This window comes from Mesorhizobium sp. C416B (assembly GCF_030323165.1).
Lineage (GTDB): Bacteria > Pseudomonadota > Alphaproteobacteria > Rhizobiales > Rhizobiaceae > Mesorhizobium.
The window spans coordinates 5,849,084-5,862,990 of record NZ_CP100471.1 but is presented as its reverse complement, the minus strand read 5'-3'; the positions used below and the strand labels follow the sequence as shown (position 1 = coordinate 5,862,990).

Here is a 13,907-nt window from a genome sequence, read left to right as displayed (position 1 = left end):
CTCAAGCACATGCCGCCGGACGGCGGCAAGCGGTTTTGGGGACTACCACAAGCGCAAAGCAAAATACGCGATACGGATCGCGCCGGGGAGGAATCGTCATGCCAAACAAGACCCTGCCGCTGGTCATCAGCGCGCCGGAACCACGCACGCTCGACCTGATCTTCACCTCACCGCAGCTGGCGCGCCTCAAAGCGCATTACCGCGTCGTCGAGACGACGGCCGAGGGCGTGGCGAACTTGCCCGCCGACGTGCTTGCCGAAGCCCGCTATATTATCGGCCAGCCGCCGATCTCGCCCGAGACCTTGGACCGGATGCAGGCGCTGCGTTGCGTCTTCAATGTCGAGACCAACCTCATCAACAACATGCCCTATGAGACGCTGTTTGCGCGCGGCATCCATGTCGTCACCACCGGCCTCGTCTTCGCCGAGCCGGTGGCCGAGCTTGGCCTCGCCATGGCGCTCAACCTCGCCCGCAACATCGTCGATGCCGACCTCGCCTTCCGCAAAGGCGAAGAGCTGTGGGGCGGCGACGGCAATTTGACGGCGCGGCTTCTGTCCGGCGCCGATGTCGGCATCATCGGCTTCGGCGATCTCGGCCGTGCGCTCAACCGACTGCTGTCGGGTTTTCGCACCCGCACCAAGGTCTTCGATCCCTGGCTGCCGCCATCGATCCTGATCGACAGTGGCGTCGAGCCGGCTTCGCTGGACGAGGTGCTGTCGACCAGCGATTTCGTCTTCGTCGTCGCTTCGGTGACCTCGGAGAACCAGGGTTTTCTCGGCACCGATGCTTTTGCCAGCATGCGCAAGGGCGCCGCCTTCATCCTGCTCAGCCGCGCCGGCGTCGTCGATTTTCCGGCCTTGATGGCGGCGGTGAAGAGTGGTCACATCCTTGCCGCCAGCGATGTCTTCCCCGAAGAGCCGCTGGCGGCGGACCATCCGGTCCGTGCGATCCCCGGCTTCCTGCGCTCCGCCCACCGCGCCGGCGCGCTCGACATCGCCTTCAAGCGCATGGGCGACATGGTTCTGGAAGACATGGACCTGATCGACCGCGGCCTGCCGCCGCTGCGCTCCAAGCGCGCCGAGCGCGAGACCGTGTCAAGGATGCGTTCGAAGCCGGCGGACAGGAACTAGTTATCGCGATAAATCCGTCTGAAATGGATTTCGGAGTTGGCCAAGCCGCGTTGTCATCGTCGCTCAGGATGACCGCAAGCGCGGGAACCTTTGCACGGCGATACCCCGCCAGGCCTGGCCGGCGGGGTATTGATTTGCGGATCACGTAAAAATCTGCGTGCTATCCGGCCGCGACGCCGGCAGCTGAGCGATTGGCCAGCACCAGCCCGACCTCGCCGACGACCTGCTCGACGCGCTTCAGGATGGGTTCTGCCCGCAGCACGCCATCGGAAAAATCCTTGTCCGTGGCATAGACCCCTGTCGGCAGCGTCAGCGCCTCGAAGAAGCCGAACAGCGGCCGCAACTGGTGCTCGACGATCAACGCGTGGCGATCGTTACCGCCGGTGGCAAGCAGCACCACCGGCTTGCCGCGCAAGGAAGCGGGATCGAAGAGGTCGAAGAAGTGCTTGAACAGGCCGGTGTAGCTGCCCTTGTAGGTCGGTGACCCCACCACCAGCACATCGGCATTGACGACGCTGTCGAAGACTGCCCGGGCCTGGCCGTCGAGATCGCGCGCCCATTTGGCAGCGCCGAGCGACGGGCCGAGGTCTTCGATGTCATAGGTGCTCGCCGACAGGCCATGCTGGCGCGCAATATCCCTGACAACCTGGTCGACAAAACCACGCGTCTTGGACGGCCTGGTGAAATTGCCGGAAAACCCGACGACGGTTGGATTGGGCATATTCTGGCACCTCTTGCGCGGCGGGCAGGCCCGCCTCATACCGCATGTTTACAGGCTTGCGCCTGCAGCAAGAAGCAAGGATAGGCCCTCTAGCGCCATTGCCGGGGATTTTTTTTCCGTTTGGCCGGTGCGCTCACTCAGGCCGCGAGAAACAGAACCGTCTGCAAGAGCAGAGCGATATTGGCGGCGGCCGCGCCTCGCGCTAGGGCTTTGCCAGCACTATGTCTGATCATATCCCGCCGCGGTTCGCCGCCGCTTTGCCCAGGAGATGCTTCGTGCCCAAAGGTTCTGACCTGCTTGTTGCCGCCCTCGAGAATGAGGGCGTCGATCGCATCTTCGGCATTCCCGGCGAAGAAAACCTGGACGTCGTCGAATCCATCCGCAAATCCTCGATCCAGCTCATCCTCACCCGTCATGAGCAGGCGGCGGCGTTCATGGCCGCCACCCATGGCAGGCTCACCGGCAAGCCGGGCGTCTGCATCACCACGCTCGGGCCCGGCGCCCTGAACCTGACGACGGGTGCCGCCTATGCGCTGCTGGGCGCCATGCCGATGATCATGATCACCGGGCAGAAGGGCATCCGGTCGTCGCGCCAGGCCCGCTTCCAGATCGTCGACATCGTCGCCGCGATGAAGCCGCTGACCAAGCTGTCACGCCAGATCATCTCGGCGAAGACCATTCCCGCCGTGGTGCGCGAAGCGTTTCGGATTGCCGAAGAGGAGCGTCCGGGACCGGTGCATCTGGAACTGCCCGAAGACATCGCGGCCGAGGAGTGCGACGATGTCGCGCTGATCCCGCCGCATCCGGTCGAGCTTCCGCTGGCCAGCCCGCTTGCGCTCGACCGCGCCGCCGAGATGATCATCAAGGCGCAGCGTCCTCTGGCAATGCTGGGCGCCGCCGCATCGCGGCCGCGCTCGACGTCCGACCTCGCCCAGTTCGTGATCAGGACCGGCATTCCCTATTTCACCACGCAGATGGGCAAGGGCACGGTGCCCGGCGGCACCGAACTCTACATGGGCACCGCCGCGCTCTCCGAGCGCGACTATGTCCATGAGGCCATCGAACAGGCCGACCTCATAATCACCATCGGCCACGACACGATCGAGAAGCCGCCCTTCATTATGGGCGACAAGGGACCGAAGGTGATCCATGTCGGTTACCAGCCGGCCAATGTCGAGCAGGTCTATTTCCCGCAGACCGAAGTGGTCGGCGACATCGGCGCTTCGCTCAGGCTGCTTGCCGACCGGATCGAGGGCAAGATCCCCAACGCGCAGGCGCTACTGCCGCTGCGCGAAGGGATTTTGAGCCGCATTGCCACCCGCGCCACCGAAGACCGTTTCACGCCGCAGCGCTTGGTGCACGATGTGCGCGCGGTGATGCCGGCCGATGGCATCCTGGCGCTCGACAACGGCATGTACAAGATCTGGTTTGCGCGCAACTACCGCACGCGCGTCGCCAACACTTTGCTGCTCGACAACGCCCTGGCCACGATGGGCGCCGGCCTGCCGTCGGCGATGACGGCCGCGATGCTCTATCCCGCACGCCGCGTCATGGCGATCTGCGGCGATGGCGGCTTCATGATGAACAGCCAGGAACTGGAAACCGCCGTCAGGCTGAAGCTCAATTTGGTCGTGCTGATCATCGAGGACAATGCTTTCGGCATGATCCGCTGGAAGCAGGCGGTCGACCAGTTCCCCGATTTCGGCATGACCTTCGGCAATCCCGATTTCGTCCGCTATGCCGAGGCCTATGGCGCCAAGGGAACCAGGGTCGGCGCCGTCTCAGAAATACAATCGACGCTTGAACAGGCCTTTGCCTGCGGTGGCGTCCATCTCGTCGTCGTTCCGATCGACTATTCGGAGAACGAGCGCGTCCTGGTCGAGGAACTGCGCCACCGGTTGCCGGCGCCACCGGAGGCCTGACGGTGGAGTAGATACCGCCGCAGCAGCGCTCAGGCGGCCCGGACCTTGGCGCTCCCACGCGCCCAGGTCGGCAGCCAGTCGCCATGTGTCGCCAGCAACTCATCGACCAGCGCCCAGATCTGGTCGAGATCGAGTTCGGCCGCCGTATGCGGGTCCATCATCGCCGCGTGGTAGATGTGCTCGCGGTTTTCGGTCATCAACGCCTGCACCGTCAGTTCCTGCACATTGATGTTGGTGCGTATCAACGCGGTGAGTTGCGGCGGCAGCTCGCCAATATAGGTCGGCTGGATGCCGGAGGCGTCCACCAGACACGGCACCTCGGCGGCGCAATTGTCCGGCAGCGAGGTGATGCAGCCATTGTTGCGGACATTGCCGTAGATCACCGAAGGCTCCCCGGTCCACACCGAGTTCATGATCGAGGACGCGTATTCCTTCGATTGCTCGACCTCGATGCGGTCGGCCGAGCGATAGGCCTCGGCCTGGCCCTTCCAGCGCTCGATCTGTTCGATGCAGCGCTTGGGATATTCGTCGAGCGGAATGCCGAACTTCTCGATCAGGTCGGGGCGGCCTTCCTTGATGAAATAGGGCGTGTATTCGGCGAAATGCTCGGAGCTTTCGGTGACGAAATAGCCGAGCCGCGTCAGCATCTCGTAGCGCACCTTGTTGGGGCAGCGCGGGTTCCAGCCCGGCTTCGGCGCCCTGCCCTCGCGATAGGCGCGGACCAGGTCCGGATAGAGGTTGCGGTAAGAGCCATCCGGCTGCCGGTGCTCGAACTTCAGGTAGAAGGCCATGTGGTTGATGCCGGCCGAGCGGTAGCGTATCTCCTCGTAGGGAATGTCGAGATCGTGCGCCAGTTCCATCGCCGTGCCTTGCACCGAATGGCAGAGGCCGACCTGTTTGATCTCAGGGTATTTCTCTGAGATCGCCCAGGTGTTGATCGCCATCGGGTTGACGTATTGCAGCATGATCGCGTTTGGGCAGACGGCCAGCATGTCCTCGCAGATCTTCCACAGATGCGGCACGGTCCGGAGGCCGCGCATGATGCCGCCGACGCCGAGCGTGTCGGCAATGGTCTGGCGCAGGCCGTATTTCTTCGGCACCTCGAAATCGGTGACGGTGCAGGGCTCAAAGCCGCCGATCTGGAAGGCGACGACCACGAAGTCGGCACCGGCGAGCGCCTTGCGCTGGTCGGAATAGGTCTCGGCCTTCGCCTTCACGCCCAGCGTCGCGATCAGCTTGTTGACGACGATGGCGCTCTCTTCCAGCCGCTGCGGATTGATGTCCATCAGCGCGATCGTCGCGCCTGACAGCGATGGGCGCTGCAGCACGTCGCCGACAATGTTCTTCATGAACACGGTCGAACCCGCGCCAATGAAGGTGATCCTGGGATGTCTTGCCACTATTAAACCTCCGGCACTTTGCTACGCCACGTCGAAGGCGGCCCTGACGAGCCGTTCGGTGTAGGCGGTCTTGGGATGGGTGAGGACCTCGTCGACAGTCCCCTGTTCGACGATCTTGCCGTTCTGCATGACGATGACACGGTGGCAGAGCGCGCGCACGACCTTGAGGTCGTGCGAAATGAAGAGATAGCTAAGGCCGCGTTCGTCCTGCAGCTTGCGCAACAGGTCGATGATCTGCGCCTGCACCGAAAGGTCGAGCGCCGATGTCGGTTCGTCGAGCAGGATGAATTCGGGCTCCAGCGCGATGGCTCGGGCAATGGCGATGCGCTGCCGCTGGCCGCCGGAAAATTCGTGCGGGAACCGCGACAGGATATCGCCGGGCATGCCGGCGCTGACCAGGGCGTCGCGCACCCGACCGACCCTCTCGCGCCGTGTCGCGCCGATCCTGTTGACGACCAGCCCTTCCTCGATGATCTGGCCGATCGTCATACGCGGGTTAAGCGACGAGAACGGATCCTGAAAAACGACCTGCATGCGCGAGCGCAGCGGCCGCATCCCGGCGCGCGACAGGCCGTGGATCGGCTGGCCGTCGAAGCTGACCTCGCCGCGCTTGGCCTCGGTGAGCTTGAGCAAGGCGAGACCGAACGTGGTCTTGCCGGAGCCGGATTCGCCGACCAGCCCCAGTGTCTCGTGGCGGCAAAGCTTCAGGCCGAGATCGTCGACGGCGACCAGCTCGCGCCAGTCCGGCTTCAGGAAGCTGCCATGGCGCAGCATGAAGCAGACGCGCATATTGCGGGCCTCGAGGATGGTGCCGCTGTTTTCCGGCAGCGGCTGCGGCTTGCCGTGCGGCTCTGAAGCGAGCAGCCGCTTGGTATAGGCATGCTGCGGGTCGGCGAACAGCCGCTCGGTAACGTTGTGCTCGCACATCTCGCCATGCTGCATGACATAGACATAGTCCGAGAATTTCCGCACCACGGTGAGGTCGTGGGTGATCAGGATGACCGCCATCCTGAGTTCTTTTTGCAGATTGCGGATCAAATTGAGGATCTGCGCCTGGACCGTGACGTCGAGCGCTGTCGTTGGCTCGTCGGCGATCAGCACATCGGGGTCGTTGGCGAGCGCCATGGCGATCATCACGCGCTGGCGCTGCCCGCCCGACATCTGGTGCGGATACTGCTTGATGCGCGCTTCCGGCTCGGGGATCTGGACATGCCGCAAAAGCTCGAGCGCCCGCGCCCAGGCTTGCTTGCGGCTGACCTTTCGATGCACTCTGATCGCCTCGACGATCTGACTGCCGACCGTATAGATCGGGTTGAGCGAGCTCATCGGCTCCTGGAAGATCATCGAGATGCGATTGCCGCGCAACTTGCGCCGGGCGCTCTCGGGGAATTTCAGTATGTCCTGCCCGCAATAGTCGATGGTGGATTTCGGCGACACGGTGGCCCGCTTTGACAAGAGCCCCATGACGGCGCGCGCCGTCACCGACTTGCCGGAACCGGACTCGCCGACGATGGCGATCGTCTCCCCGCGATAGAGCTGGAACGAGACATCCTTCACCGCGTCGACGACGCCGTGCTCGACCTTGAAGGCGACCTCGATGTTGCGGGCATCGATGATGGGTTGGTCGTGGCGGCCGGCATGGTCGAGCCGGACGGCTGGTGCGAAGGTGGCTGCGAGCGCTACGGTCATCCCGGCCACCTCAATAGGGATCGACGGCATCGCGCAGGCCGTCGCCCAGCGCGTTGAAGGCAAAGACGGTGATCAGCACGAAGCCGACCGGCGACAGGATCCACGGATAGGTGCCGATGACCGAATAGGTAGCCGTGTCCTGCAGCATCAGCCCCCATGAGATCAGCGGCGGTTTCACGGCGAAGCCGAGGAAGCCGAGAAAGGCTTCGAGCAGTACCACCGTCGGGATCGCGATCGTCACGGCGACGATGACGTGGCTCATCACATTGGGGAAAATGTGCTGCATGATGATACGCATGTCGGTGGCGCCAACCGCCATGGCAGCGCGCACATAGTCGATCCGCGCCAGCGCCAGCGTCTTGCCGCGCACCTCGCGCGACATCTGCGCCCAGCCCAGCGCCGACATGACGATGATGACGAAGGCGAGGAAGACGTTGGTCGGCGCGGTCACCGGGATCAGCGTCGTCAGCGCAAGATAGAGCGGCAATTGCGGGAAGGCGAGCACCAGCTCGACAAAGCGCTGCATCCAGACGTCGAAGCGGCCGCCGAAATAGCCCGAGACCATGCCGACTGTGGTGCCGATGACGGTGATGATGAACACCACCGTCAGCGCGATCATCAGCGAGACGCGCGAGCCCTGGATGGCGCGCGACAACACATCGCGGCCGAATTTGTCGGTGCCGAGAAAATGCACCGGCTGGCCGTCGGCCGAAGCGAAGAAATGCCGGTTGGCGGGGATCAGGCCAAGCAGCCGGTAGTCGGCGCCCTTGACGAAGAAGCCGAGCAGGCGCGGATGCTCGTAATCCGGCCCGACGACCGGCTGGAAGGTGACCGGGTCGAGGTCTGCAGAATCCGCCAGCGCATAGACCCGCGGCTGGAGCACGAAATTCCCGTCTCTGTCGTGAAAACTCATCACTTGCGGCGGGGCGAAAGCGACATCGGTCACCTTGGGGTCCATCGGCGCGAAGAAATCGGCGAACAGCGCCATCAGCACCAGAAGCACGACAAGGATCAGCCCGGCCATGCCGGTCCAGGAGCGCCTCAGCCGGCGCCAGACCAGCGCCATATAGCTCTCATTGCCGCGTGGGGTCGCAATCGCGGTTGCTTCAGCCGGGGGCGGCGGCGGGGATGGGTCACGCGCCAGCATCTAGCTCTCCCTGAACTGGCGTACGCGCGGATCGAGCAGCGCGAGCAGCATGTCGGCGATGATGTTGCCGACGATCAGCGTTGCCGACAGCACCATCATGAAGGTCGCCGTGACATAAACGTCGCCGACCGCCATCGAGCCGACGATGGCGGGCCCGACCGTCGGCAGCGCAAAGATGATCGCCGTCTCGATCTCGCCGGTCAGCATGTAGGGCAGCACCACGCCTTGATACATGATGAGCGGGTGCAGTGCGTTGGGCACGGCATGGCGCATGACGACGGCGCTGCCGGTCAGGCCCTTGGCCTTGGCCGTCTCGACATATTGCGCGTTCAGCGTATCGAGCAGATTGCCGCGCATGACGCGCATATTGTAGGCGAGCCCGCCGAAGGTGGCGATCGCCACCACCGGCCAGACATGCTTGACGAGGTCGGCGAATTTCGCCCACGACCACGGCGCGCCGCCATATTGCGGCGAGAAGAAGCTGCCGATCTCCGACACGTTGAACTGGAAGACCAGGAGATAGACGATGATCAGCGCCATCAGGAAGCGCGGCACCGTCATGCCGAGGAAGGAGATGGCCGACAGCACCGAGTCGATCCATGTGTATTGCCTGGTCGCCGCCCAGATGCCGAAGGTGATGCCGAGCACCGACGCCAGCAGATGGCAGACCAATGCCAGCAGCAGCGTGCGCGGCAGCCGCTCGCCGACCACTGCGGCGACCGGCTTGTTGTAATAGAGGCTGTAGCCGAAATCGCCGCGGGTGATGATGCCGGCGACCCAGTTCAGGTACTGGACGGGCAGCGGTTTATCGAGGCCGTGCTCGACCCGATAGGCCTGCGCCTGCGCGTCGGCTTCGGCAAAAGACGCCCCGCCCTGGTTGATGAGCTGCGAACGGATATAGTCGGCATAGTCGCCCGGCGGCGCCTGGATGATGGCAAAGGTGACCAGGCTCAGGATGACCATGACCGGCACCGCCGATGCTATGCGCATGGCCAGGAATCGCAGCATCGGACCGTTTCTCCTCCTTGGATCTAATCTGTTGCCGCTGACCTTACTCCGTCCCGGCCGCGCGCGCAGCGCGGCCGGGCGTCAGCCAGGGGAGGAAACTCAGTTCGTCGGACCCTTGTCGCCGGGCTTGCCGGGAAGCTGGTCGGGAAAGAGTTCGTATTTCTGCTGCTTGTCGGCGGCGACGAAGACGCGTTCGCGCACGATCGAATCCTCGGCCCAGTTGAACATGAAGATCGGCGTTCCCTGCGGGATGTTGGAGAAGCGCTTGTTGATGATCAGGGCGCCGGGATATTCGGTCAGTCCAATATTGTAGACATGCTCCGTCGAGATCTTCTGGAACGTCTTCATCAGGCTGGCGCGCTCGTCATTGTCTGACGAGGAGACGAACTTGTTGACGATGTCGACAAGCTCCTTTTCGAACGGCATCAGGTCGACCACGCCGCTTTCGGGCGCGCGGTGATCCCAGCTGGTCTTGGGTCCGACGGGCGCGAGTTGCACGGTATTCTGCACGACGGAAGTCAGCTCCTGCTCGTTGCGCCTGATCAGCCAGTCGAAGCGGCCGGAATATTGCGAGGCATCACGCTGGGTGCCGTTGAGGCCGTTGAGCACGACCCTGATGCCAAGCTTTTCCATCTGGCCGACGACGCCTTCGGCGAGGCTCTTGTCGGTGCCGTAGTCATTGTTGACCAGCATCACGATCTCGACATTCTTGCCGCCGGCGGTCCCGGCCGGGAAGTTCACGAAGCCGTCGCCATCCGTATCCTTGAGACCAGCCTTGGCCAGTTCCGCCTTGGCGCCCTCGATGTCGAAGGGATAGTAGGCGGTCGAGTTGCGGTCATAGAAGCTGGTGCCCGAGGAAAAGCCACCGGGGTAGATGGCGGTGAACGGCCCCTTGACCAGCGAGTCGCCGAGCGCCTTGCGGTCAAGCGCCATGGTGATGCCCTTGCGGAAGTCCTCATTGCGATTGAGCTCGCGGATCGCCTGGCCGCGTTCGTCGGGATTGCCCCAGCCATTGGCGGAAAAGTTCATGCGCAGATTGTAGCCGATCAGGCGCGGGCCAAAGGCGAGCCGGGCCGGCGCGTCCTTGTCCGCCGCTCGCTTCAGCGAAGCGACGAAATTCTCCGGCTGCTCGAGGTTGGAGAAGTCGGCGGCCCCTGCCACCGCCTGCACGTCGCGGTCGGCCCAGGTCGACAGCTTGTAGTGCAGTTCGTTGAGATAGGGCAGCTGGTTGCCCTTCTCGTCGACCTTCCAGTAGTAGGGATTGCGGCGCAAGACGATGATGTCGTCGGGCCTATACTCCACCGGCACCCAGGCGCCCATCACCGGAATGTTCATATATTCCGGCGGGAACGCGTTCTTGAACTGCTCGTAGGTATTCTTCGAGTACTTCGGATGCTGCGGCTTGAGGATATGCGCCGGGCCGGGGCAGAAGGTGCCATAGGCCATGGCGTAGAGATACTGTTTGGGGAAAGCGTCCTTGAAGGTCCACTCGACGGTGTAATCGTCGACCTTCTTCAGCGTCGTGCCGACACCGAAGGTTTCCGCTGTGGCGCCGTTCAACGGCGAGACATTGGGGTCGACGACCTCATCGTCCCAGTAGAACATGACATCGTCGGCATTGAAGGCAACGCCGTCAGACCATTTGGCGCCTTCGACCAGGTGCATGGTCAGCGTGTGGCCATCCTTCGACCAGTCCCAGCTCCTGGCGAGGTTGGGCAGCGGCTCGGTGTCCTTGGCCTCGACCTGGAACAAAGGCGCGGTGCGCGTCAGGCATTCCGAAAGGCCGATGTCGATGCCGCCCCATCCTTGGGTCTGGCCGGCGCCATAATTCCAGCCTTCCGGCCGGCCGCCAATGACGTGGCGCATGGTGTCGCCATAAACGCCGATGCCGTCCGGCATGTTGCCGGTCTTGAACACCAGCGGCTCCTTCGGCAGGCGATCCTTGACCGGCGGCAGCTTGCCAGTCTTGACGTATTTCTCGGTGACCCACTCGGGCTCGTGATATTCGGGCAGCGCCTTGAACTCCAGGATGGAATCGCGGGCGACGTATTTGATCTTGCCCTCGGCGGGAAACGCCGCCGGCGCCGGCGGCGTGGTCGGCTCGGACGCGTATGCACTGCCAAGCGCCGATGCCGAGACGCTCAGCGCCAGCCCGGCGAGAATGCCAATTCTTCGCCCGGCGAGAATACCAATTCTTCGCCCGGCGAGAATGCCAATTCCACGAAAGTTCCTCATTGTGTTCCTCCCAGATGTTTCGACGTCTGCTGCTGCCCGCATCTATTCATGACGGCTGATTGGCGAACCGGCCTCCCGCTGTCCGCCTGCCAGCATTCTCAGCCGGCCTGTTTCAGGGCCGTTTTTTCGGCGCGCAGTTCCTCGATCGAGCGCACTTTGCGCCGCGCCGCACCCGCCCAGTCGCGGGTTTTCACCATCGATTTCGAAAGCCGCTCCTTGGCGGCCGGCACGGCATCGGCGTATTGCGGCAGCCAACGCGCCTGGGCGACGACCATCTCGTCGACCATCTGCCAGACCTCTTCCGGCGTCGACACCGCACCCACCAGCGGATCGTGCAGCACCGCGAGCTTGAGCAGGTCAATGTCGCCCGTAACAGCCGCATGCACCGACATGCGCTGAACGTTGATCGAAGCCATGCAGGTGGCCGCGCAGGCTTCCGGCAGCGTGATGCCTGACGCCATGTTGATGCCGAAGCGATCGACGAAACCGGGTGATTCGATGATCGCGTCCTGCGGCAGATTGGTGATGATGCCGGTGTTCTTGACGTTGAAGTGGCCGCGATAGACGCGGTTCGTCTCCAGCGCTTCGAGAATATGGCTGGCATGCTCGTTCGAGCGCTTCGATACGTCGAGCGGCTTCGACGCCGCTTCGAGGAATTGCGGATATTCCGTCTCGAACCAGTTGCGGGTTTCCGTGGAGTAGCGAAGATAGCCGCCGGTCTCGCCATGGATCCAGTCGGACATGTCGATCCAGCGGGTGATTTCGTCCGGCCGCTTGCGATACCAGGGCAGATATTCGGAGAGATGACCGTTGCTTTCGGTGGAGTAGACGCCGAAGCGCTTCAGCACGTCGATGCGCAGCTTTTCCTGCTGCGAATAGACCGGATGCGCCTCGAAGGCAGCCACCAGTTCGTCCTTGCCGATCTTGCGGCCGTTGAGCCGCAAATCGATGAACCAGGTCTGGTGGTTGATACCGGAGCAGACATAATCGAGTTCGCTGTGCGACTTGGCGCCGAGCACTTCGGCGATCTGTTCGGCGCCGTGCTGGACACCGTGGCAGAGGCCGACCGTATCGACCTTGCCATATTCGATCGCCGCCCAGGTGTTCATCGCCATCGGGTTGGCATAGTTGAGGAATTTGGCGCCTGGCTCGGCGACCTCCAATATATCCTTGCAGAAGTCGAGGATGACCGGGATGTTGCGCTGGCCGTAGAGGATGCCCCCGGCGCAAATCGTGTCACCGACGCACTGGTCGATGCCGTATTTCAAGGGAATGCGGATATCGTCGGCATAGGCTTCGAGCCCGCCCACCCGCACGCAGCTGATGACGTAGCGCGCGCCTTCCAGCGCCTTGCGGCGGTCGGTCGTCGCCGTCACCCTGGTCGGCAGCTTGTTGGCCTCGACGATGCGGTCGAGGATCGCCTTGATCATTTGCAGATTGTGTTCGCTGAGATCGGTCAGCGCGAATTCGATGTCGCTGAATTCCGGGACGCACAAAATATCGGTGAACAGCTTCTTGGTGAAGCCGACGCTGCCGGCGCCGATAATAGCGATTTTGAAACTCATCACCTCACCTCGATGCATTCGAATGCCGGGTAAGGAGCAACAGGAAAGGGAATGGCGGCTCGCCTCGGCGCGCATGCCATTCGAGCCGGAATTCCGGCTCGTTCTCCTCCCCGCCCGCTCCTCGACCGCGGGTCTTTCGCGTTCTCAGGATTTGGATTATGCCGTTATTCCAGGGCGCGGCCAGAGAACGATTATGCTTTCGAGGGTAATTTTGTGCTGCATGATCTGATCGCCAACGGACAGTTGATGCGCACCATCTCGCTGCCGCGCGGCCGCCAGCGCCTGCATGCCATGCCAACCAGCACCGGCTATGAAGTACGCGAGGGCGTGACCTATGACTGGGATGGGCGCAAGCGCGGCCAGACACCGTTCACCGTGCTGCAGCACACGATCAGCGGCACCGGCCAGCTGCGCTACGAGAACCGCAACTACCGCCTGCAGGCCAACGACACGCTGCTGGTGCTGGTGCCACACAACCATCGCTACTGGCTGGAGAAGGGCGACCGCTGGGAATATTTCTGGATCTCGATGAATGGCGAGGAGGCGCTGCGCGTCCACAAATCCATACTCAGCGTCTCCGGCCCGGTGTTTCGGCTGCAGCCGGAGACGATCGATCATCTCGCCGATTGCAGCCTGCGCCTGATCAAGGGCGGCGCTTCGCCTGGCGCTGCTTCGGCAATCGCCTATGAGGCGGCGATGGCGCTTTACGACGATGTCTTCGGCTCGCACGCCTTCACTGAGAAACAGAGCGTCATGCAGCCGGTCATCGATCATATCAACGCCAATCTCGACAAGCCCTTGCCCGTGGCCGAGCTCGTCCAGATCAGCGGCCTCAGCCGCGCCCATTTCTCGCGCTGCTTCGCCGAGAGCGAAGGCGTTCCGCCGGCCGAGTTCGTGCTGCAGCAGCGGCTGCAGCGGGCGGCGAAGCTGCTAACCAAAGCCGATTTCCTGCCGGTCAAGGAGGTCGCCATCCTGTGCGGCTTCGAGGACGCCAACTATTTCTCGAAAGTCTTCCGCCGGCTCTACGGCATCAACCCGACGCAGTTCCGCACCACCGGCATGTATGCCAGCCTGGGCAGCCTTCGATAGG

General features: G+C 63.1%; 10 protein-coding genes. 3 read left to right on the top strand and 7 right to left on the bottom strand.

All coding sequences use genetic code 11. From position 1 onward, the window contains the following. The first annotated feature begins 98 nt into the window (after positions 1-98). The gene (locus NLY43_RS28445; protein WP_023712123.1) at positions 99-1,130 is read left to right on the top strand and encodes a hydroxyacid dehydrogenase; all 1,032 of its coding nucleotides are present in this window, start codon (positions 99-101) and stop codon (positions 1,128-1,130) included. A 160-nt stretch (positions 1,131-1,290) separates the two neighbouring features. Here the strand turns inward: NLY43_RS28445 and msuE are convergent, their stop codons facing one another. Beyond that, a complete protein-coding gene (gene msuE / locus NLY43_RS28440; RefSeq protein ID WP_023712124.1) occupies positions 1,291-1,851 on the bottom strand; it encodes an FMN reductase in 561 nt (186 codons plus the stop codon). 275 nt (positions 1,852-2,126) lie between these two features. Between msuE and NLY43_RS28435 the strand changes: the two genes are divergently transcribed. After that, the gene (locus tag NLY43_RS28435; RefSeq protein WP_023712125.1) at positions 2,127-3,773 is read left to right on the top strand and encodes an acetolactate synthase large subunit; all 1,647 of its coding nucleotides are present in this window, start codon (positions 2,127-2,129) and stop codon (positions 3,771-3,773) included. Between the two features lie 29 nt (positions 3,774-3,802). On the opposite strand, the gene NLY43_RS28430 is transcribed toward NLY43_RS28435, so the two are convergent. The 6 genes from NLY43_RS28430 to NLY43_RS28405 form a co-directional block, all read right to left on the bottom strand. Then, positions 3,803-5,173: an alpha-glucosidase/alpha-galactosidase gene (locus NLY43_RS28430; protein WP_023712126.1), complete on the bottom strand. Its 1,371-nt coding sequence runs from the start codon at positions 5,171-5,173 to the stop codon at positions 3,803-3,805. 21 nt (positions 5,174-5,194) lie between these two features. After that, positions 5,195-6,862 (bottom strand): ABC transporter ATP-binding protein, encoded by a 1,668-nt coding sequence (locus tag NLY43_RS28425; protein ID WP_023704663.1) that lies wholly within the window; start codon positions 6,860-6,862, stop codon positions 5,195-5,197. Between the two features lie 10 nt (positions 6,863-6,872). Then, positions 6,873-8,009, bottom strand: coding sequence for an ABC transporter permease (locus NLY43_RS28420; RefSeq protein WP_023687914.1), 1,137 nt, complete (start codon positions 8,007-8,009; stop codon positions 6,873-6,875). Continuing rightward, positions 8,010-9,017, bottom strand: coding sequence for an ABC transporter permease (locus tag NLY43_RS28415; protein ID WP_023668135.1), 1,008 nt, complete (start codon positions 9,015-9,017; stop codon positions 8,010-8,012). A gap of 99 nt (positions 9,018-9,116) precedes the next feature. Continuing rightward, positions 9,117-11,252, bottom strand: coding sequence for an ABC transporter substrate-binding protein (locus NLY43_RS28410; RefSeq protein ID WP_023712129.1), 2,136 nt, complete (start codon positions 11,250-11,252; stop codon positions 9,117-9,119). 98 nt (positions 11,253-11,350) lie between these two features. Next, on the bottom strand, positions 11,351-12,817 hold the full coding sequence (locus tag NLY43_RS28405; protein ID WP_023687911.1) for an alpha-glucosidase/alpha-galactosidase: 1,467 nt from the start codon (positions 12,815-12,817) through the stop codon (positions 11,351-11,353). 246 nt (positions 12,818-13,063) lie between these two features. On the opposite strand from NLY43_RS28405, the gene NLY43_RS28400 reads away from it, so the two are divergent. Beyond that, positions 13,064-13,906: an AraC family ligand binding domain-containing protein gene (locus NLY43_RS28400; RefSeq protein ID WP_081725414.1), complete on the top strand. Its 843-nt coding sequence runs from the start codon at positions 13,064-13,066 to the stop codon at positions 13,904-13,906. The last annotated feature ends 1 nt before the right edge of the window (position 13,907 follow it).

Bases quoted from the DNA above. Each gene is read 5' to 3' on its own strand.
- msuE (WP_023712124.1), bottom strand. From the start codon at position 1,851: ATGCCCAATCCAACCGTCGTCGGGTTTTCCGGCAATTTCACCAGGCCG.
- NLY43_RS28425 (WP_023704663.1), bottom strand. From the start codon at position 6,862: ATGACCGTAGCGCTCGCAGCCACCTTCGCACCAGCCGTCCGGCTCGAC.
- NLY43_RS28410 (WP_023712129.1), bottom strand. From the start codon at position 11,252: ATGAGGAACTTTCGTGGAATTGGCATTCTCGCCGGGCGAAGAATTGGT.
- NLY43_RS28420 (WP_023687914.1), bottom strand. From the start codon at position 8,009: ATGCTGGCGCGTGACCCATCCCCGCCGCCGCCCCCGGCTGAAGCAACC.
- NLY43_RS28415 (WP_023668135.1), bottom strand. From the start codon at position 9,017: ATGCTGCGATTCCTGGCCATGCGCATAGCATCGGCGGTGCCGGTCATG.
- NLY43_RS28400 (WP_081725414.1), top strand. From the start codon at position 13,064: ATGCGCACCATCTCGCTGCCGCGCGGCCGCCAGCGCCTGCATGCCATG.
- NLY43_RS28445 (WP_023712123.1), top strand. From the start codon at position 99: ATGCCAAACAAGACCCTGCCGCTGGTCATCAGCGCGCCGGAACCACGC.
- NLY43_RS28405 (WP_023687911.1), bottom strand. From the start codon at position 12,817: ATGAGTTTCAAAATCGCTATTATCGGCGCCGGCAGCGTCGGCTTCACC.